The following is a 20,205-nucleotide window of genomic DNA, read 5'->3' as shown; positions in this document are numbered from 1 at the left end:
CGTCTCCATCTCAGCGCTTTCAACCGTTCGAAAGAGTTCGCCAATGACGGAATTATCTGAAAATCTCACATTCGCACTCATTCGATGCCGGGCTCACGACAAGTGAATCTGTCGGATTCTGCCACATTGCCTTCAGAAGCTGGGAAGCTTGGCCGATGCTTGAGGATAAGGTTGAGCGCATGATGCAGATGAGGAAGCCAAAGGGAGCGGTAGTGGGAAAGCCGGGAGATCGTTCCGCTTTCAGCTTTGAAACACACAAACGGCTTGAAAGCCGAAGCGATGGGTTTGGCAGGGACGGTGCGCGCTATGGTCGCACGGGGATAATTCACACGCCACATGGGGACATTCAGACGCCGACCTTCATCCCGGTCGCAACGCAGGGAGCCATGAAAGCCGTTCTGCCGGAACAGATGAAAGAACTCGGAGCCCAATGTTTGCTTTCCAATGCCTTCCATCTCTTCGAGCGGCCAGGCGATGAGGTGCTGAACGAAGCCGGCGGTTTGAGCACGTTCATGAACTGGGATGGCCCGACCTACACCGATTCGGGCGGTTTTCAGGTGCTTTCGCTGGGAGCCGGATTCAAGAAGACCCTCGCCATGGATGTGGAGGGCATGAAATCCGATGACATCATCGCAAAAGGCAAGGAACGATTGGCTTTCGTCGATGACGATGGCGTTACTTTCAAGTCGCCGCTGAACGGCGAAAAGAAGCGCTTTTCCGCCGAGATATCAATGAGAATACAGCACAACATTGGTGCCGATATGATGTTTGCATTCGACGAGCTGACCACACTGATGAATACGCGCAGATATCAGGAACAATCAGTGGAGAGAACCTTCCGTTGGGCAAAGCGCTGCGTCGCTGAGCATCAACGACTCACCGAGACACGCCTCGGCAAACCATATCAGGCATTGTTCGGCGTCGTTCAAGGTGCGAATTACGAGGATCTGCGCCGTCTTGCAGCTTCGCAGATCGCTTCGCTGGACTTTGACGGAGTCGGCATCGGTGGCGCTATCGAAAAGCGTCTGCTCGGCCAGACCTGTGCTTGGATATGTGACGCCATGCCAGAGAGCAGACCACGGCATGTTCTTGGCATCGCGTCAGTGGATGACATATTCAGCGCAGTAGAGAACGGTGGCGACACCTTCGACTGCGTCGCACCCGCACGCTGTGCACGAAATGGCGCGGTATTCACGCATCAAGGTCGATGGAACATCAAACGTGCGCAGTTCAAGCATGATTTCGATCCAATCGAAGATGGCTGCGACTGCTATGCCTGCCGCAACTACAGCAGGGCTTACATCGATCACCTGCTGCGAGCCCGCGAGATGAACGGCTATACCTTGGCGACCATTCATAACGAGCACTTCTTCGTGACACTGCTTGCCGATATTCGCAAGGCAATAGAGGGCGACTACTTTGATGAATTCAGAAAGGAAACCGTTACTCACTTCTATGAACATGGTTCACGCGGCTGATTTTTCCCCTGCAACATGGCGACACGAGTTGGAATAGTTGCAGTTTGTTGCCGGTAGGTGCTAGATTTAACCGTTGTCTGCGCGCGTGGCGGAATGGTAGACGCGCTGGCTTCAGGTGCCAGTGATCGAAAGGTCGTGGGGGTTCAACTCCCCCCGCGCGCACGAGACATGAATCCTCGGAACTGTTGGAACACCAGCAGCCCGAGGATTTTTCCTTAGCTGCGTTCGGGGGCTATAAGCAAAAATGGGGTTATAGGCACAGAAGTGTGGGGTTATAAGGACGCAGAGGTGCTTCATCTCCTACTCTCAGTAGGGTTTAGGAGGTGTCCCCTATATGCCTGTATACCTATACTAGAAAAAATGATTTCTTGATTTTGATTGTGACGGTGGATAACTCCGCTTCGCGGAGAGAGGGAACGAAGACCAGCCTTGAAAATTATCGAATACGACCAAAGATTCAACAAGCAGATCAGAGACTACAAGTTACGAGATGCGACTTTTACCGGACTGCCCGAAAACGCAGTCACGATATCAAGAACTAATTCGGATTACCATCCATGCCTTGCCTTGACAGGCGAAGACGTCGTTCCCACATTCTTTGTCCTGGACTACGGGAAAGACAAGTTCCGGTACACAGATAACCCCCAGAGCATGCTCCTTAGAAGCTTTTCCACAGACGATAGATACATGAGAAAGGGATATGCATTGAAGGCGCTGAATCTACTGCCTGCATACGTAAGGAACGGGTTCCCGAACGTGGTCGAAATAGTCCTCGGCGTCAACAGGAAGAACGCTCCTGCGCAAAAACTATACGAAAAAGCAGGATTCAAGAAACAAACGAACACATACATCGGAAAACGCGGAGAGCAATTCATCTATAAAGAAATCATCAAGTAGCCCGTAACAAGCCGGCGAACAGGGATAGGCAGGCGGGTCGGTGAGTCATTGTGGCCTGCTCTGCCTGTCGCTGTAGCGGCGCAGATGCAGGTCTATGGGAATGAGGAACAGGCTGATCAGGGACAGTATCCATGTCATGCGCCCATTATATGTCCGCGACCATTGATGCCTGCTCTCTCCTTTCTGCTTGAACCATGAGAACTGTCATGTAGATGTCGTTCTCGTTTCGTGTGCCTGTCGCGCCACATGTTCTAGGGTTGGAGCCATGAACACAACGAACATCAGAGCACTGCGCCGCCAACGCGGCTGGACACAGGAACGACTCGCAGCACAGAGCGGAGTGACCGTGCGTACCATCCAACGCCTCGAATCAGGGGAGGATGCGAGCCTGGAGACACTGCGACTCGTGGCCATGGCGCTGGACGTAAATATCCAGGACCTATTCCAGAACATCGAATCCGCCGACAAGGAAGAAGAAATCATGGACCTTGACGCCGAACGCATCAGGCAAATGAGGAAACGCAGCGCGCAGGGAGGACTCTACCGGAAGATCATGATCTTCGGATTCATCTTCGCCATGATCGCCCTGGGCGCGGCGCTGTCGCCTGTTTTCGACGGCAACGAGCCGTTATTCCATGTGCTCGCCCTAGCCTGGTGCGTGCTTTGGATTCTAGGATTCTCCGCCATCAAAGCCATACGCAACCTATGGATGGAACCAGAGCTCGATCGTAAATACCCATTGACGGTCGGCATGGACCTCGACAGGCACCACAACATGAAACGGTATTAGTTTCCATGCGGTAGCCTCTTCCAGAACGGTTCCAGCGGCTCAGCAAGGAGCAGCCATCCACTGACGAAGCCATCGACAGGAAATATAGACATCGGGGACGCTGAAGGGACAAAACGTATAAAGGGAGTCAGAAACGAGCCGTCGCCCGAGGCGTAATAATGTACCATATATATGTATTACAATATTAGGCGTCAGAGGATTCCATGCTCGACGGGAACGATCCGATGGCCCATCCGAGGATCCACGAACGGCATCCCGAGATCGAGGACGGGGACGTGCTGGCTGCCTGGAGGTCGGCGCTGCTCTCCGCCTCCAGGATGGACGGGGCCGGCTCGTGGATCACTGTCGGCGTGGACGGCCGGGGACGGCTCCTCGAGATGGTGTCGGTCAGGAACCGAGGGGGACGCTGGCTGGTCTACCATGCGATGACGCCGCCTTCGAGGAAGACCATGAATGAACTGAAGCCCGCAGGGAGGAAACCATGAGACGCGAGGAAGTCAACAAGATGTTCGGCGTGACCGACCGCCAGCTCGACACTATGGCCGAGGAGTACGAGAACGGCACATGGAAGGGCCATGTGGGCACCATCAGGCCGGGACGGCCCAGGGTGTTCGACGAGGAACTGGAGACCATATCGTTCCGCATTCCCAAGTCGCGCGTGCAGGAGATCGACAGGAGCGCCAGGGAGCGTGGCGAGTCGCGATCCCAGTTCCTGCGCCGCACCATCGACCAGGCACTGCCGGCCTGACAGGACTTGACCTCACCAACGGGCGTCGTACCGTTCGGTTCAGGCTTGTCGGAACGTATCATGTGGGGTATGAACATTCGAGAGCAGAAGGCGCACGATTTCGCCAATCGCTGGAAAAATCACGGGGATGAGAAGCAGGAGACGCAGAAGTTCTGGATGGATCTGTTGCAGAACATGCTGGGTCGCCCCCATGCTCTCGAGGAGACGGAATTCGAGCATCCAACAGCGCTCGTCGGCTACATTGACGTGCTCAGCCTCAACGCGCGATTCCTGGCCGAACAGCGCCAGGGCACGGCAGTGATGCCGGTCGAGCAGGCACTGCGGTATGCGAACTACCTTCCCGCAGACGAGAAGCCCAGGGCGATAGGGGATGTTATACGTCGTGTCGGTTTTTGTCCCACTCTGCCTTCTCTGATGCCGGACCCTTGTTCGTAAGCATTAATGCCCCGCTGGGCGCATCGGCTCGATGACTGCATTCACCTTCGAAAAGCTCATTCGTTCAGATTGCTGCCTTCGGCTGTCATACCAATCATGGACTCATCTGGCATGCTCATCAACCCTTCCCGCTAATCACGATGATCCTTGATCAGAGTCAGTCACACACTTTCCAAGATATTTCCCACAATCATCGGAGTGATTGGCACGGTGCCGAAGGAGGCAAAACGACGTTGCCTGCGCTATCGTGAGCGTTGACAGGAGATACTGCACCGGTGAATGCATCTGCTTCCCGCAACGATAGATAACGTACGGCAATCGGCTTCGCTACACAGGTGAAATGTTGAAAGGCGATGCGTTGGCACGGATGAGCATGAGTCAGATCGACCCCAGGCTGCGACTTATGGCGCGGGCCCTGAGCATTCGACACGTTGATAATCCAGTTGTGCGAGCTGCGACCCGAACAGTACTAAGGCACTTACCCTCAGTGAATGCCACAGGGATTAGCGTAAAAATCGTGCATTACCGCAGCATATCGATGCGCGTCTTCATCCCAAAAGACAATGAATCACATACAGAGCCACGACGAAACCTCAACGCAAGCACGCATGATGGAACCCGTCCCAGACAGCACCACGGAACGGAACCGCATCCGGGACTTCTGTGGATTCATGGCGGGGGCCTAGTGGTCGGTTCCGCAAGGCAGGATGATGGTTTGTGCGCCAGAACCGCCGCTTCATTGGGAACCGTTGTCGTGTCCGTGGATTACCGACTCGCCCCAGAGCATCCGTATCCAGCGGCTATCAACGATGTTTATCTTGCATGGCAATGGATGATCGCCCATGGCAGTCAGCTCCACATTGACGTCAATCGTCTTGCGATAGGCGGAGAAAGCGCGGGCGGTGGCCTTGCCGCCTGCCTGACCCAACGGGTGCACGACCAAGAAGGCATCCAGCCGATTGCCCAATGGCTGTTCGCGCCCATGCTTGACGACCGCACCGCCACAGATCGCAGTCTCGACGCAATCAACCACTTCGTGTGGAACAATCAAGCGAACCGCTATGCGTGGAACGCGTACCTTCCTGTCGCCGCAGGGTCGCAGGCAGTCCCGAAATATGCTTCAGCAAGCCGCCGTGATGATGTGAGCGGACTGCCCCCAACCTGGCTGTATGCAACCGACATCGAACTGTTCCATGACGAGGTCTGTCTCTATGCACAACGCCTCCACGACGCAGGCGTCGACGTCACCCTGGAACACGTGCCGGCCGCCGCACACGCATTTGAACTCTTCGAAAACACCGAACCCGCTCGCCAGTTGCTTACACGGTCACGAAGATGGCTGAACGCACAATTCGAGCTGTCCCTATCAGACGGCGACAACAACTGCTCAACGACCACATCCCGATCGAATGCCCAGCAATGACTCTCACCGCCTGAGAATGTATTCTTATCGACTGAGTCCAACTATTGGGATGCAATTCAAACCGAAGATTCGACAAACGTTTGCATTCTTTTGATTCTAACGAAAACTTGCAAAGCCTTATACAAGCATTTAACTAGCACGAATCCATCAAAATCCATATCCCTGATTGGAGTGCAGCGCCGAGCTTGTGACCGAAGAATCGTTCATGGAATCAGAAGTACCAACATCACTGCGATGAGAACACCTCTCAAAAAATACCCACAAAAGCATGTACAATCTCCGCGATGCTGCTAGGAAACAGTGGGAAACTCAAGGTCGCAGAAACATTGCAATACCATGTGTCCTAAAACACAAACGGCATAATTCCAACGATCTGAACAGATAGCGTTGGGTTTCTTGCACAATTTGCAATTACTTTGTTTGCATATTACATAGAGTATTTATGGCTGACAATTGTGCCAAACGGATGCCTCTGAAATGCGTGCATTGTGTTTTTGAATGATCGCTTGGCGTGCGGTGGTCTGTTCAGCTGAGTCCATGCTCTGATTTTGGTCAATGACGTTGACGCTGACGCTGATCGTTGATAGAGGAAAAAGTGCCGGTCATCAGTTTGTCTTTCTGATGACCGGCTGCACAACCACGAATCGAGCAACAAGCTGCGTGCTCGAAAACAATGTTCGTGATTCTTGAATTATTACAGCAAAGCATATCGAATCGCTTCACTGCTGGTTTCTGAATACCTTGGTGTAAGAGCCTTCGGCACGCGGACGAACGACGATGCTGTCAATGTCGACCGTGTCGGGCAACTCCAACGCCCATCTGACAGATTCTGCGATGTCCTCAGCACTGAGCGGATCAGGCACTCCCGCATACACAGCCTTCGCCTTAAGCTCATCACCATGGAAGCGGTTCTTCGAGAATTCCTCGGTCTGCACCATTCCCGGGGAAATGTCCACGATCCTGATCGGCTCACCAATCATTTCTAGGCGGAGCACACGAGCCATGACGCGCTCGGCGGATTTCGACGCACAGTACCCCGCCCCTCCTTCATATGGCTCAATGCCCGCCGTCGAAGAAATGATCAGCACGGTACCCTCTGACTTTCTAAGCGCCGGCAGAAGTTTCTGCGTTATACGCAGTGTACCCAGCACATTCAGCTCATACATATTACGCCAGTCGTCGATATTCGCCGTCGCAACCGGATCTTTTCCTATCGCACCTCCAGCACAGTTGATCAAGGCTTTGACGGGGCCACAAGCAGTTATCCTCTGGACCGCTTCGTTGACAGACGACTCATCCGTAATGTCAGCCACTACTGGAGAGCATCCTGTTTCGTCTCTCAACGCTTTGAGCCTCTCCTCACGACGCGCGAGCGCAAAAACCTGCCAACCTCGTGCACTCAGCACACGTACAGTAGCCGCGCCGATACCACTTGAAGCACCGGTCACCAGCGCTACTTGTTTGTCTGCCACTTTGCCTGTTTCCTTGTCTGAACCTTGTTCACCATTCATTGAAGCCATTCCTTGAAGCCACTGGATATGCCTTTCCTGCTCAGCATCCGACAGCCATAAGGGCTTCATCCAGTATGTCGATGCCGTCGGAAGCCTCTTGTGAGGTGATGACGCATGGCGGAGTTACATGGATTCGGTTGTAATGCGTGCCTACGATAAGACCTCGTTTATCAGACTCAGCCACAATTTGCTTCATCGTATCGTCATCAACGAATTCCTTGGTATCTCTGTCCTTCACCAGCTCAATGGCCCAAAATACGCCCTTGCCACGCACCTCGCCGATCTTCGGATGTTTGTTGACAAGTGCCCTGAGCTTTGGTCCAATCACATTTTCTCCCACATCATGCGCATTGTCGACGATATGCTCCGAGGCCATGGCATCCTGAGCGGCCACGATCGCTCCCATGGCAAGAGGATGGCCCGAGTAAGTGAGTCCCCCTGGGAATACGCGATCGTCAAAGTAGTGGGCCACAGGATCGGAAAGTATCACTCCTCCGGCTGGGACATAGCCCGAGTTGCATCCTTTTGCAAAGGTGATGATGTCCGGAACATAGTTGTAATCGTCCAGTGCGAACCAGTAGCCGGTTCGTCCAAAACCAGCCATAACTTCATCGGTGATCATCAAAATTCCATATTGTTCGGTAAGCTCACGCACTTTCTTGAAGTAATTCGCGGGAGGAATGATGATGCCGGCCGTTCCAGGCACGGATTCGAGCAGCACTGCGGCAATAGTGTCCGGTCCCTCAAATTCGATCACATGCTTGAGATGTTGGATGGCGAATTCACACTCTTCGTCCTGCGTCTTGGCATGAAACTCGGAACGATATAGATATGGTGTGAAGAAGTGGATGTGGCCACTCGCATAATCGTTCGGTTTTCGCCGCCAATCACCCGTTGCCGAAATAGCGGCACCTGTATTCCCATGGTAACTGCGGTATGAAGACAGTATCTTTCGCCTGCCTGTGAATAATCTTGCGGCACGGATGGCATTCTCATTGGCATCTGCGCCAGCATTGGTAAAGAACACCTTCTCAAATCCCTCTGGCGCTCGTCTGGCAACCAGTGATGCTGCACGACCACGCGCCAGATTTGCATATTGTGGACCAATCGTGGCCAACAGTTCGGCCTGCTTCTTGATGCCTTCGATGACCTTTGGATGTTGGTATCCGATATTCGCATTCACCTGTTGGCTGGTGAAATCCAGCAATTCGCGCCCATCGCTGTACTGCAGCGTTGATCCATGACCTGTCACGACCTCGGTTGGCTGCAGATTCGCCTGTGCACTCCACGAATGAAATACATGTGCGCGGTCAAGCGCATAGGCATCATCCCAGATATTGTCATCATTAGATAATTCGTGCCCCATGTTCACACCAACCTTTCTGAATTTCATATCGTCGAATATATTCGTTACTCTATTGATTGAACATTTCTTGTAAATTTCTTTACGTCTAGCTCCACCAGGCAGCGCCTCCACGCCTGCGGAGTTGGATTTACACGCGTCCAGTCGAGAGTCGGACTGTGAGCATCCATAAGGAGTGAGATATGAGCGACAGCATCGACACAGGGTTCATCAGCAACCAGTCATCATCTGAGGAGAACGCGGCCAATCTCGCACGGCTGATTCTTCAAACCTCGACTTCTCCGACACCACATCAAATAATGGATTCCATATCGTCACTCATCGCATCCGGATTTCTGAAAGCGAATGACAGATTGCCAACGGTGAGAATGCTGGCGAAAAGCCTTTCGATAAGCCCGGCAAGCGTTTCAGCGGCATATCACAGTCTGGTAAGAGTCGGATCGATAAGGACACGCGGTCGAAGCGGAACTTTTGTTCTGCCACAGACCGAGGAATGGTTGCCCAACAGGCAGGAGCAACTGGCTGTTGCACCTGTGGAACGAACATTCCTCGACTTGTCACAAGGAACACCAGATCCAATGCTTCTCCCCGATATCAGGCCTTTTTTCACAAGACTGGGAGTCAGGAAGGCCTTCGTCAATTCTTATTCCGGGCCGACAATCATCGCACCCCTTGAGGATGTGCTCAGACATGCCTGGCCTTATAAACCGGACACGATCACCATGGTTTCAGGCGCTTTGGATGGAATATCCCGCACCTTAGACACGATTATCGATCCCGGAGATTTCGTACTTACAGAAGACCCTACCTATCCCCCGCTGCTCGACATGATTGAAGCACGAGGAGGAATGATCATCGGCGTTCCCATCGATGAGGCCGGCATGACCCCATACGGCTTGGATAAGGCAATTGAAGCGGCGATCAGCAGACAAAGCCGACATACCGGTCCAAGCAGACAGATCAAGGCAATGATCGTGCAGCCTCGCGCTCAGAACCCGACCGGGGCAAGCTATGACCAGGTACGAATCAGCCAGCTGGTACACATCCTGCGTCAACGCTTTCCCAATGAATCCAGATTTCCATACATCATAGAAGATGACAGTAGTGGCGCAATCGCAAACGCATCGCCGGAAACATTCGCTTCACTGATTCCTGAACGTGTGGTGCATATTCTCAGCTTTTCAAAGTCACATGGCCCCGATTTGAGACTTGCTGCCCTGTCGAGCAACTCCGAAATGGTGGGAAGGATCGTGGCAAGAAGGATGCTCGGCCCAGGATGGGTCAGCCGTTTCCTTCAGGAATTGCTATTTGAGATGCTGACTGATCGAAGCGTTATTCAGCAAATTGTTCATTCAAGACATGTATACGCCCTCAGACAGCAGTCATTGTCAGCATTGCTGCAGCAACATGGTGTGGCTATTCGACCAGGCGACGGGCTGAATATGTGGATCCCAGTGAACAATGAGCAAGCAGCATTGCAATACCTTGCTGAACATACGATACGTGTTGCGCCTGGGACACCTTTTCGCCCGCCATTTTCACTGGCTTCAGAGGGAGGCGGCTCAATGCGTGACCTTTCAGGAAGCTCTGCAGGCCCCGGATTGCGCATCACCGTCGTCGGCGATGAGGGAATCTACGGAAAGATTGCCGAAAGAATCGCAGAAGCTGCTGCACTGCGCTAACTGATCTCCTGTGAACGGTCATCGAGCATCCGGAGTCCATCCGTTCGTCGGATATCAATTCATCAGCTATTGCATCATCGATATTTCCAAAAATCCATTTTCAATGATCTGGTTTAATGTTATTGAACATTCTTTGGTTAATATTTCGAATATTTCAGCGCCAACGCCCTCTTAAAAGCAGCAATTCCAACATTTTGTCATTTTCAATACCCTACAGTGGATTTTACGAGTATGTTCCCATCAAGGAATGTTATCGAAATGTTCAACTTACATACTGTGCTGTATCGGAACGCAATTCATCTACAAGAATCGGATGAGCCATAGCAATTTCATTGGTAATAATCCATGATCTGTGTTCCGTGACGCGATGCAAACACCGCCATGCATTCCATGTCATTACTGACAATCCGCGGATACACAAAACACATATCCTTTTCGTCTGGTTGTTCAGAGATGAAAAGCATCAGTGGGGGAAGCAGGAAAAGGGGCACCATTGGAAGATACAGATATTGATGATATGAGCGTTACAGAGCTGACAACAGCCTATGCACGGCACGATCTGTCACCTTTGGAAGTGCTGGAGCATAAACAACGATTGTTTGATCAGGCGGAACCAGTGCTGCACGCGATTGCGATGCGTTATGACAAGCGCGAATCAACCTTTGCGTCTGCCAAGGAGTCTGAACGCAGGTATGCCAATGGCGAGCAAATCGGCCCTCTCGATGGTGTCCCTGTACTGACCAAGGAAAACATGAATGTTGTCGGCGAAATCACTACCTGGGGAACCAAAGCATTCCGAGACAATCCCCCTGAAACCCTGAACTCACCCATTATTGATCTGCTTGACAAAACGGGGTGCATAACACTGGGCAAGTCAGCGATGCCCGAATGGGGAATGCTATCCTCGGGCTTGTCAACAGATCATGCGACGACATGTAACGCATGGAACCGGGACTGGAACCCTGGAGGTTCAAGTTCCGGCGCTGGGGCGGCTTCGGCAGCCGGGTATGCTCCTGTGAACTATGGCAGTGACATCGGCGGTTCGGTTCGTCTACCGGCAAGTTGGAATGGAAGCATCGGTTTCAAACCCACCTTCGGACGCATCCCTGTTGATCCTCCATATTTTGGCCGTACCATCGGGATACTAGGGAGAAAAATCCCCGATCTGGCCATTGCCTTTTCCCAATCCCTGGCGGCCGACTGGCGCGATCCGTACAGCTTGCCCGTCGAGAAAACTGATTGGAACGATCTGGAACGCGAATGCAAGGGCATGAAAATTGCCTTGCTCCTGGACGCCGGAGCAGGGCAGCCGGTAGCTCCTCAGGTCGCCGAGGCAGTGGCGCAGGCCGCACAGATTTTTGAACAGGCCGGCGCACATATATCCAAACTTGCACCTTACGTTGGTGACAGCGTCTCCAAAATCGACATGTTCTGGAGAGCGGGACATTTTCTCGCCTACAAGGCACTTCCAGAATATCGCAGGAAAATGATTCTGCCGTTCATAGCGAAATGGTGCGAATCTGGGGCTGGGATTTCCAGCGACGCTGCTGTTGCGGGAAGCGATGAGCAACTTACCCTGGCAAAGAAGACACTGGCCGCAACGAAGGATTACGACCTTATCCTGTCTCCCGTGTCTCCGGACGCGACATACCCGGTCGACTGGGCGATGCCCGTTAACGATGTCGACCATGCCATGAATCACATTGCATTTTGCCTTCCGTACAACATGTCAGGCCAACCATCCATCAGTGTCAACTGCGGGTTTACATCCGATGGCAGACCAATCGGCTTGCAGATTGCCGGACAACGCTACGAGGATTTGACCGTTTTACAAGCCGGAACCTTCTATGAGCATCACAAACCCAGCTCCGCACGCGTATCTCAATGGCCGACGATCTGGAAATGACAATCGGAGGTGTAAGCAAGTCACTTACATGGCTCGCACGCATCTTGCAAATGACAGATCACAGCGACACTGCATCAAGAAGAAATTCGGCGGCAATTCGAGCAAGTGAAACGAATAACAGCGGAACGAACACTAAGGAGAAATCGATGAAAGTTCATTGGATGAAAAAAATATCAATGCTTGCATCAGTCGGCATTGCAACAGCGATGGTGTTATCGGGGTGTGCAGGAGGAACCGGTGCTTCATCATCTGAATCCGGCACATCCGCAAACACGAGCATACGCATAGGATTGACCCCCTCGCCAGCAAACCTCAACTTTGAGCAAACAGCAGGGCAGGCAATTCCTCAAGCATTGATGTACAACGTTTATGAATCGTTGGTCAAGCTCAATGAAAACGGAAAAACCATTCAACCACTCCTCGCAAAAAGCTGGAAGATCAGCAATGATGGTCTCACCTATACATTCAATCTTCGGAGCGGGGTAAAATTCTCAAACGGCGATCCCTTCAACGCCAGTACAGTGAAATTCAACCTTGAGCGGCTAAACCAGTGGAAGGCGAACACTCCCGCCAATCTCTCGGCCATCGATCATGTCGATGCCGTTTCGAATACCGAGGCAAAGGTAGTTCTCAAAGAGCCGGACAGGAATACGTTGTTCTGGCTGACCAGCGTTCTGGGAGCAATGGTCGACCCCAACGAAGTCAACAACATGGATACCCAGGCGATCGGCACCGGCCCGTTCACCGTGTCAGATTACAAGGTCGGAAGCCAGATGGATCTGAAACGCAATGACTCCTACTGGGGGACGAAGCCAGCACTGAGAACGGCTCAGCTCAAGTACTACTCGGATACCACATCAAGTTCGAATGCCCTGCTCTCAGGAGACATTGACGCGATATACAACTTCCAAGGCTATGACCAGATTGATCAGTTCAAGAACGATAACTACACTATTAATACCGGGAACGCTCAAGGAGACACGATGCTGGTCATGAATCCCAGCAAAGGTCCATTTTCCAATATCAAGCTTCGACAGGCTGTGATGTATGCGGTCGACAAAGACAGAATACTAAAAACCGTTATCAACGGGTATGGAACCGTTCTTTCTGCTCCGGTTATTCCGAGTGACCCTTGGTACAAGAACCTGTCATCTACCTACAAGCACGATACGGCAAAGGCTAAGCAACTGGTACAGCAGTCGGGTGTGAAGGACCTGACGGTGAACTTCACCGTTCCAACCCGTCCTTACGCCCAATCGATAGCACAGATTGTGAAAACGGAACTCGATGCCATCGGGTTCAAGGTGAATCTCACAGAACAGGAATTCCCGGCCGTCTGGATTCAGAACACCATGACGAACAAGAATTACGACATGACAGCCATGTGGCACGTTGAGGCAAGGAATGTCACCAATTACGGCAATGCGAACTATTACTGGAACTATAACAATGCGAAGGTGAACAGCGATTTTGCCGCAGCCAAGAAGGCCGGAAGCGATACAGACTTCAATTCGAGCATGTTAGATGCCGTCACACAGATTCAGCAAGATGCCCCGGCTGACTGGCTGTACAACACCAATCTCATCACCATCACCAAGAAAGGCATCACAGGATTCAGCAAGAATGATGTCGGCATTGCCATGGATCTGACGGGCGTAAAGGGCTGAAGCCCAAGGATGGCATCGTAGCGTTCGACGTCATCCACCAGTAAGCGATCAATCCCGAATGCTGGTCGTGTCAGAAGATCACGGTCAGCATTCTCGTTGAGAACCCGATTCAAGGGAGATATGCATGATGTTTCGCAATGTGATCAATAGGATCGCTGTTTTTATCGTGACACTGGTAGCGTCCTCGATAATCGTGTTCCTGCTGCTGTCAGCACTGCCAGGCGATGCTGCATCCACCTCACTTGGAACGGACGCTTCAGCAGCCGCTCTAGTGGCAAAAAGGCACGAGCTTGGCCTCGACCAACCTTTGCCCATTCGGTATTGGGTTTGGGCTACCAATATACTTCAAGGAAATATGGGGATTTCTGCGATATCAGGGGTGAACATTGCCACAGATGTCTTCAACGGTCTACAGGTAACATTGATTCTGGTGATAACGGCAATGATCATCGCCCTAATCATCGCCTTCGGCTTCGGAATTCTGGCCGCAAGGTTTCAGGACAGAGCGTTTGGATTCATCATCAGCGTATTAAGCCAGGTCGGTATCGCTATTCCAAGCTTCTTGGCAGGACTGATATTGGTGATAGTCTTCGCTGTCCAATTGCGTATCTTGCCTGCCACCGGCTGGGTAGCTCCGGACGATCCGGGAGGCTTTGCAAGCCATCTCATTCTTCCCGCCTTCTCGTTGGGACTGGTCCAGGGGGCAATTATGAGCCGATACGTCAGATCGGCGATGCTCGAAGTCATTGGTGATGATTTCATGAGAACTGCACGATCAAAAGGCCTAAGTAGAAACGGAGCATTGCGAAGACACGGCATCCGCAACGCTTTGGTTCCCATCATGAACGTAGCAGGTATTGAAATGGCCTCCATGCTCATCGGAGCCGTAGTGGTTGAACGGGTGTTTGAAATCCGAGGTCTGGGCAGTCTGCTCATTTCTTCGGTGGAGAATCGTGACCTACCAGAGGTGCAATCAATCGTTATGGTCCTTGTAGTTTTAGTTCTTGTGGTGAATCTCATCGTTGATTTACTTTCCGCTGTGATCGACCCGAGAATCAGAGGTGCACGATGAGCGCAATCACCAAAACGAATTCCACGAACAAAAGTTCCGGCAATGCCTGGAATAGCCCAACTCTGATCTGCGGCGTTATCATGCTGGCAGTGGTCATACTGATGGCCTTGATATCACTGATATGGACACCGTATGATCCAACGGCTGTAGTTGATGACAAATTGCTCCGTCCGAGTGCAGCTCACTGGCTGGGAACCGACCGGACAGGTTTGGATGTCGCATCCGTCATCATGGCTGGTTCCAGGACTACGCTTGAAGTCGGTTCCGTTGCAGTCATCATAGGAGCCGTTCTTGGAGTACCCTATGGCATTCTCACAGGATTGTCTAAACGGTCGATCGGCAACTGGCTGGATCGGTGGACTGATATCGTTCAGGCCTTTCCCCCGCTGCTTCTTGCGATCATTCTGACCGCTGCATTCGGCCAAAGCACCTTCATTGCAGCCCTTGCACTCGGGATTGGGTCCTCCCCTGCATTCGCCCGCGTCTCACGCAGCGGAACACTGCAAATCGTCAAACAGGACTATATGATGGCTGCGCGTGCCGCGGGTAAGAGTTCATTCTTCATATCGTGGAAGCATATACTTCCCAACATACGCGACATTATCATCGTGCAACTTTCGGTGAATTTCGCCGTTGCAGTTCTTGCCGAGGCAGGTTTGTCCTATCTCGGACTCGGCACCCCTGCACCATTGCCATCATGGGGACGGTTGCTGAGAGATTCCTCGTCCGTGATTTACTCCGACTGGCTGCTGGTACTGATTCCAGGAGTTGCCATTGCATGGACGGTCCTCGCCTTCAACCTGTTAGGAGACGGCATCCGTGACTATCTTGATCCGAGAATGGTAGGCAACAAATGACATATGACAATAAACGGCAATCGCAACAGATTGATGATTCCGTGTGCCTGAACATCAAAAATCTCAAAGTCTACGCCGGAGATACGGAAATAATACACGGCATAGACCTGACCATTCATAAAGGTGAGCGGTTCGGTTTAATTGGTGAGTCCGGTTCCGGGAAATCCCTCACCTGCCTGTCAATCATGGGCTTGCTGGATTCTGGCCTTCGTGCAGAGGGCAGCATCGAACTTCTTTCGGAAGGCGTGGATATTCTGGACCTCTCGGAAAAGGAGCGCTGTGCGCTGCGCGGCAATGCCATTTCAATGGTCTTCCAGGAGCCGATGACAGCCCTAAACCCTCTGATGACAGTCGGCAAGCAGATTTCAGAGACCTTGACGATACACGGAAACCCGCTGAAAGGAAAAGCATTGCATGCAGCGGTGACCAGTATGCTCAGCAGTGTTGGAATCGCTGAGGGGTCCAGAGTTTTCACCTCATATCCGTTCCAATTGTCAGGCGGGCAGCGACAGCGTGTCATGCTCGCCATGGCAATGATCAACCGCCCTGACATACTCCTGGCCGATGAACCGACGACCGCACTTGATGTCACCGTTCAGCAACAGGTCATTCAACTCATGGATGAGCAAGTAGCATCAGCCCACTCGTCCCTACTTTTCATCACCCATGATCTGGGTGTAGTTGCAGGACTATGCGATACGGTAGCGATAATGCGGCATGGCTACATAGTCGAACATGGGCCCCTGAACGAGGTTTTCGCCCACCCTCAGCACCCATACACCCAAGCGCTGTTGGCAGCCGCTCAACTTACAAAGGATCCCAAAACCAACAGACTGCTGACACTGGATGACATACAACCCGAGCCTGCTGGAGAGAAAGAGGACAGCAATCGCATAATGCAGGGAATCAGCGAATCTTCTACTCATCCCAAGCCAGCTACACTGCAAAGCAACGCTGAGCAAAACGCTGTCGAAGAGACCAGATCGATGGAAGCTGCACACATACGCCGAATTCTTCGAAAGTTCTCTCCGCCGCATGAATGCATGAAAAATGAAGGACAATCAATCATTTTCAATCGTTATCAACCTTCAGTACATGAGAATCCTCCGGAAGTCGTACTTCAAGTGACAGACTTGACCCGTCAATACAAATCAGGGATGGCGCTTTCCAATAAAACAGTTAATGCGTTGAATGGCGTTTCCTTCGATGTTCACCGTGGAGAGAAGTTTGGCATAGTAGGAGAATCAGGCTGCGGCAAGTCAACGACACTGCGGATTCTCGCGGGTCTTGATCAGGCGACATCAGGCTCTGTCCAAATTCAGGGGCATGAAATAGAAGGCATGACCACAAAGGCAAATGCATGGGTGCATAGAATCGTTCAGATCGTATTCCAGGATCCGATGAGTTCTTTGGATCCCCGCATGCGAGTATGGGAAAGCATCTCAGAACCCATTGTCAATGAGAGTAGGGATGTACGCAGAAAACGCGCTGCAACAATGCTTGAGGCCGTCGGCATGGAACGCTCTGCGCTTGACAGGTTTCCACACCAGTTTTCTGGCGGTCAGCGGCAGCGCATTGCCATCGCCCGCGCCCTTGTGACGCACCCTGACATACTCATCGCCGATGAGGCTGTTTCCGCACTTGATGTTTCCGTGCGAGCGCAAGTGTTGAATCTGTTGTCTGATCTTGCAGACGCATACGCATTCACGCTTATTTTCGTTTCGCACGATTTGCACGTTGTTCGCAACCAATGCGATGTGATTGCGGTTATGCACCAAGGCCACATCGTTGAATGCGGCAAAAGCGACGATATCTATGACCACCCCATCCACCAATACACTAAAGAACTGATCTCTGCCATGCCCAGAATCGAAACCACCATGGATATCTCACCCACAACAGTCCCTACAGGTGATGAGCAATAAGGGATAATTACTCGCAAAGGCAAGTATCGTACGTCGCTCTTGTGCTCCTCCCAGTTGACATGTTGATTGAAAGAAACACATGAAACTGGGAGGAACTGCACCACCATGTATGGTCCCCAGATTGCACGTTTTATTGCCCAGACAGCCAATCTCCTCTCCTCATCCTTCGTCATCGCGACAACACAGAGCAACCCCTCCCTGCATGCACGCTGGAACCCGACACCGAGCGCATCGAAATCAATGTCTTGGTAAGTTCAATCGAGCGCCGTGTCATCCTGGCGTCTTCGTTGTTCATGCTGCCTCGATTCGCAATCTACTTATAATACCGGTCGTTCCACATGAGTGTTGAGAGGAATCCGATCCAGAATCGCAGCAACCATGCCGACAGCCCTACCAAAATTGTGGCCAAACAGGATTATGCCAGTCAAACGCAGCCCCTCGTGCTTCGAGACACCGAGGGGTTATCGAGGGGTTAGTTGGTAGGAGTGCTCCAGAGCGTCGCATAACATGTGACGGTAGTTCACACCCCTACCTTCCGCACCATTATCATGCCTCTGCAGCTGCAGACTTTCTGGCATTCCTCTTGGCTTCCTGCTCCGCCTTCTCAGCATCCTTGACGCTTTGGATGAAGTCCGCATGCTCCTTGGCTGGAAGCCAGCCAGTGTTGACGACTCGCACCTGCCAAATCCAGGCAGCGACAAACAGAATCAATGCAAAAACGATGAGGCCGATAGCACCGCCCAACGGACCCAAGTGGGCTATGTTGCCGACGATTGTTCCAAACCAGCCAAAGTCTGCATCACCGAATGTGGAATTCGCGATGCCAAAGCTGCCCATAACTGTCATCAGTGCGGCTGGCAGGAAGGTAATGAGCATGCCGTTGATGAAACCACCAATGACCGAACCAGTCCTTCCGCCTGTTGCATTGCCGAATACGCCTGCACCGCCACCATCGAAGAAGTGAGGAACCATTCCGGGAAGGATCAGGGCGACGCCCCAAGCGGGCCCAAGCCAGACAGCGATGATGACAAGGGCGACAAGACCGCCCACGAACGATGACAAGAATCCAATAAGCGAAGCGTTCGCTCCGAAGGGGAAAACGATAGGAATATCAAGCGCAGGCTTCGCTCCAGGGACAACCTTCTTTGCAATACCCTGAAACGCTGGAACAAGCTCGCCAAGAATAATGCGGACACCATAAAGGATGATGCTCACGCCTATTCCGAACTGAAGGGCCTGGGCAAAGGCAGCCATAAAGAATGCTCCATAATCTTTCGGTCCAGAAGCAAATATTGCAAACGCAATCTTTGCTGGAAGCACTATCGCGCCCCAGATTGAGAATACGAAATACAGGATGACCATGAGCAGCGTCGTCGAAACCATCGAATCGCGAAGGAAGTTCAAGCCCTTCGGGAAGTTGATGTCTTCAGTCGACTTTGACTTTTTCCCAACCTGCGTTCCAACCGCACCTGAAATGATATATCCCAAGGTATTGAAATGCCCGATGGCGAGCTTATCGTTACCCGTGATACGGTTCATAAACGGCTGAGCGAATGAAGGCAGAACCACCATCACCACACCCATCAAGGCCGATCCGACGAGAATGACGAGCAGCTGATTCTGCGAGCCTAAACCTACCGAAAGCACGACAGCGAGCAATGTGGACATGAACACCATATGGTGGCCCGTGAGGAACACATATTTCAACGGCGTGAATCTTGCCAGGATAAGCATCACGACAAAGCTGAGCACAATAATGTATGCAGATGTTGCGCCATATTGATTCGACGCTTGAGCCGTGATGACCTCATTAGTCGGCACAACGCCGTGTGCCCCGGTCGACTTCAAGACAAGCTGGCCGAATGGAGCCAGAGCTGCAGTGACAACCGTCGCCCCCGCCCCAAGGATCAGATAGCCCATGGCGGCCTTGAGACCGCCAGAAATAACCTGGCCTGCACTTCTCCTGAGAGCTATCAACCCGACTACGGCAACGATGCCGATCAGGTATGCCGGGACATTGAGTATCTCTTGGCTGATGAAATTCAATACTTGTACGATAACGCCCATGTTTTGACCTTCCTATATGTAATGCGCGATCGTCTCTGATCGCGCATCAATCAATCGGCGTATTTTTCCAAAATCTTCTTGACTTCATCGGGATCCATGAAGTTCTCAATGGTTTCGACAGGAACATCGACACCTTCAAGTTCTGCAGCCAACTGTGGCGACGTAAGCACCAAGTCACTCATGTTTGCTGTACCTTTTGCACTGCCCGCGTCAGAAGTCGTGACGTTCACGTCCATGTTCATGTCAGACGCAACCTGCTCGACATTGACTTTGAGAAGGACAGACGTTCCAATTCCATTGCCACAAACACATAGAATGTTCATAATTATTTCTTCCTTTGAAATATCGCTAATCTGATAACAACTTCGAAATACGGCGATGCAC

General features: G+C 52.0%; 17 protein-coding genes and 1 tRNA gene. 14 read left to right on the top strand and 4 right to left on the bottom strand.

Features of this window, described 5'->3' with window-relative positions:
* The first annotated feature begins 155 nt into the window (after positions 1–155).
* The 8 genes from tgt (at position 156) to QN215_RS01560 (ending at position 5,771) form a co-directional block, all read left to right on the top strand.
* A complete protein-coding gene (tgt, locus tag QN215_RS01595; RefSeq protein WP_404978502.1) occupies positions 156–1,478 on the top strand; it encodes a tRNA guanosine(34) transglycosylase Tgt in 1,323 nt (440 codons plus the stop codon).
* A 79-nt stretch (positions 1,479–1,557) separates the two neighbouring features.
* Positions 1,558–1,640, top strand: a tRNA-Leu gene (locus QN215_RS01590).
* A gap of 267 nt (positions 1,641–1,907) precedes the next feature.
* Positions 1,908–2,375 (top strand): GNAT family N-acetyltransferase, encoded by a 468-nt coding sequence (locus QN215_RS01585; protein ID WP_369344398.1) that lies wholly within the window; start codon positions 1,908–1,910, stop codon positions 2,373–2,375.
* 265 nt (positions 2,376–2,640) lie between these two features.
* Positions 2,641–3,165: a helix-turn-helix domain-containing protein gene (locus tag QN215_RS01580; RefSeq protein ID WP_369344397.1), complete on the top strand. Its 525-nt coding sequence runs from the start codon at positions 2,641–2,643 to the stop codon at positions 3,163–3,165.
* 203 nt (positions 3,166–3,368) lie between these two features.
* Entirely contained in the window at positions 3,369–3,650 is a 282-nt protein-coding gene (locus tag QN215_RS01575; protein WP_369344396.1) for a hypothetical protein, read from the top strand.
* Positions 3,647–3,913 carry a ribbon-helix-helix protein, CopG family gene (locus QN215_RS01570; protein ID WP_369344395.1) on the top strand — a complete coding sequence of 89 codons (267 nt, stop codon included), beginning with the start codon at positions 3,647–3,649 and terminating at the stop codon, positions 3,911–3,913. Before QN215_RS01575 ends, QN215_RS01570 begins: the two co-directional genes overlap by 4 nt.
* 69 nt (positions 3,914–3,982) lie before the next feature.
* Entirely contained in the window at positions 3,983–4,348 is a 366-nt protein-coding gene (locus QN215_RS01565; RefSeq protein ID WP_369344394.1) for a type IIL restriction-modification enzyme MmeI, read from the top strand.
* Between the two features lie 487 nt (positions 4,349–4,835).
* The gene (locus QN215_RS01560; protein ID WP_369344393.1) at positions 4,836–5,771 is read left to right on the top strand and encodes an alpha/beta hydrolase; all 936 of its coding nucleotides are present in this window, start codon (positions 4,836–4,838) and stop codon (positions 5,769–5,771) included.
* Between the two features lie 719 nt (positions 5,772–6,490).
* Here QN215_RS01560 and QN215_RS01555 read toward each other — a convergent pair.
* Both QN215_RS01555 and QN215_RS01550 read right to left on the bottom strand, forming a co-directional pair.
* Positions 6,491–7,282 carry an SDR family oxidoreductase gene (locus QN215_RS01555; protein WP_369344392.1) on the bottom strand — a complete coding sequence of 264 codons (792 nt, stop codon included), beginning with the start codon at positions 7,280–7,282 and terminating at the stop codon, positions 6,491–6,493.
* Positions 7,283–7,322: 40 nt separating this feature from the next.
* Complete coding sequence (locus QN215_RS01550; protein ID WP_369344391.1) at positions 7,323–8,648, bottom strand: aspartate aminotransferase family protein; 1,326 nt, start codon at positions 8,646–8,648, stop codon at positions 7,323–7,325.
* A 179-nt stretch (positions 8,649–8,827) separates the two neighbouring features.
* On the opposite strand from QN215_RS01550, the gene QN215_RS01545 reads away from it, so the two are divergent.
* From QN215_RS01545 to QN215_RS01520, 6 genes are all read left to right on the top strand, one after another.
* Entirely contained in the window at positions 8,828–10,327 is a 1,500-nt protein-coding gene (locus QN215_RS01545) for an aminotransferase class I/II-fold pyridoxal phosphate-dependent enzyme (RefSeq protein ID WP_369344390.1), read from the top strand.
* Between the two features lie 517 nt (positions 10,328–10,844).
* Positions 10,845–12,233 carry an amidase gene (locus QN215_RS01540; RefSeq protein WP_369344389.1) on the top strand — a complete coding sequence of 463 codons (1,389 nt, stop codon included), beginning with the start codon at positions 10,845–10,847 and terminating at the stop codon, positions 12,231–12,233.
* A 146-nt stretch (positions 12,234–12,379) separates the two neighbouring features.
* On the top strand, positions 12,380–13,900 hold the full coding sequence (locus QN215_RS01535) for an ABC transporter substrate-binding protein (RefSeq protein ID WP_369344388.1): 1,521 nt from the start codon (positions 12,380–12,382) through the stop codon (positions 13,898–13,900).
* Between the two features lie 124 nt (positions 13,901–14,024).
* Positions 14,025–14,972, top strand: coding sequence for an ABC transporter permease (locus QN215_RS01530; protein ID WP_369344387.1), 948 nt, complete (start codon positions 14,025–14,027; stop codon positions 14,970–14,972).
* Positions 14,969–15,829, top strand: a complete 861-nt coding sequence (locus QN215_RS01525; protein ID WP_369344386.1) for an ABC transporter permease — start codon at positions 14,969–14,971, stop codon at positions 15,827–15,829. Before QN215_RS01530 ends, QN215_RS01525 begins: the two co-directional genes overlap by 4 nt.
* A complete protein-coding gene (locus tag QN215_RS01520; RefSeq protein ID WP_369344385.1) occupies positions 15,826–17,754 on the top strand; it encodes a dipeptide ABC transporter ATP-binding protein in 1,929 nt (642 codons plus the stop codon). Before QN215_RS01525 ends, QN215_RS01520 begins: the two co-directional genes overlap by 4 nt.
* 546 nt (positions 17,755–18,300) lie before the next feature.
* On the opposite strand, the gene QN215_RS01515 is transcribed toward QN215_RS01520, so the two are convergent.
* The gene (locus tag QN215_RS01515; RefSeq protein WP_369344384.1) at positions 18,301–19,821 is read right to left on the bottom strand and encodes a PTS ascorbate transporter subunit IIC; all 1,521 of its coding nucleotides are present in this window, start codon (positions 19,819–19,821) and stop codon (positions 18,301–18,303) included.
* A 50-nt stretch (positions 19,822–19,871) separates the two neighbouring features.
* On the bottom strand, positions 19,872–20,144 hold the full coding sequence (locus tag QN215_RS01510) for a PTS sugar transporter subunit IIB (RefSeq protein WP_369344383.1): 273 nt from the start codon (positions 20,142–20,144) through the stop codon (positions 19,872–19,874).
* Between the last annotated feature and the right edge of the window lie 61 nt (positions 20,145–20,205).

This window comes from Bifidobacterium sp. WK041_4_12 (assembly GCF_041080795.1).
GTDB classification, from domain to species: domain Bacteria; phylum Actinomycetota; class Actinomycetes; order Actinomycetales; family Bifidobacteriaceae; genus Bombiscardovia; species Bombiscardovia aquikefiricola.
The sequence above is the reverse complement of the archived record's forward strand: the minus strand, read 5'-3'. Positions and strand labels throughout refer to the sequence as shown.

Excerpts from the sequence above, each read along its gene's own strand:
- tgt (WP_404978502.1), top strand. The coding sequence starts at position 156 with ATGCTTGAGGATAAGGTTGAGCGCATGATGCAGATGAGGAAGCCAAAG.
- QN215_RS01580 (WP_369344397.1), top strand. The coding sequence starts at position 2,641 with ATGAACACAACGAACATCAGAGCACTGCGCCGCCAACGCGGCTGGACA.
- QN215_RS01575 (WP_369344396.1), top strand. The coding sequence starts at position 3,369 with ATGCTCGACGGGAACGATCCGATGGCCCATCCGAGGATCCACGAACGG.
- QN215_RS01570 (WP_369344395.1), top strand. The coding sequence starts at position 3,647 with ATGAGACGCGAGGAAGTCAACAAGATGTTCGGCGTGACCGACCGCCAG.
- QN215_RS01565 (WP_369344394.1), top strand. The coding sequence starts at position 3,983 with ATGAACATTCGAGAGCAGAAGGCGCACGATTTCGCCAATCGCTGGAAA.
- QN215_RS01555 (WP_369344392.1), bottom strand. The coding sequence starts at position 7,282 with ATGAATGGTGAACAAGGTTCAGACAAGGAAACAGGCAAAGTGGCAGAC.
- QN215_RS01550 (WP_369344391.1), bottom strand. The coding sequence starts at position 8,648 with ATGGGGCACGAATTATCTAATGATGACAATATCTGGGATGATGCCTAT.
- QN215_RS01545 (WP_369344390.1), top strand. The coding sequence starts at position 8,828 with ATGAGCGACAGCATCGACACAGGGTTCATCAGCAACCAGTCATCATCT.
- QN215_RS01540 (WP_369344389.1), top strand. The coding sequence starts at position 10,845 with ATGAGCGTTACAGAGCTGACAACAGCCTATGCACGGCACGATCTGTCA.
- QN215_RS01535 (WP_369344388.1), top strand. The coding sequence starts at position 12,380 with ATGAAAGTTCATTGGATGAAAAAAATATCAATGCTTGCATCAGTCGGC.
- QN215_RS01530 (WP_369344387.1), top strand. The coding sequence starts at position 14,025 with ATGATGTTTCGCAATGTGATCAATAGGATCGCTGTTTTTATCGTGACA.
- QN215_RS01525 (WP_369344386.1), top strand. The coding sequence starts at position 14,969 with ATGAGCGCAATCACCAAAACGAATTCCACGAACAAAAGTTCCGGCAAT.
- QN215_RS01520 (WP_369344385.1), top strand. The coding sequence starts at position 15,826 with ATGACATATGACAATAAACGGCAATCGCAACAGATTGATGATTCCGTG.
- QN215_RS01515 (WP_369344384.1), bottom strand. The coding sequence starts at position 19,821 with ATGGGCGTTATCGTACAAGTATTGAATTTCATCAGCCAAGAGATACTC.
- QN215_RS01510 (WP_369344383.1), bottom strand. The coding sequence starts at position 20,144 with ATGAACATTCTATGTGTTTGTGGCAATGGAATTGGAACGTCTGTCCTT.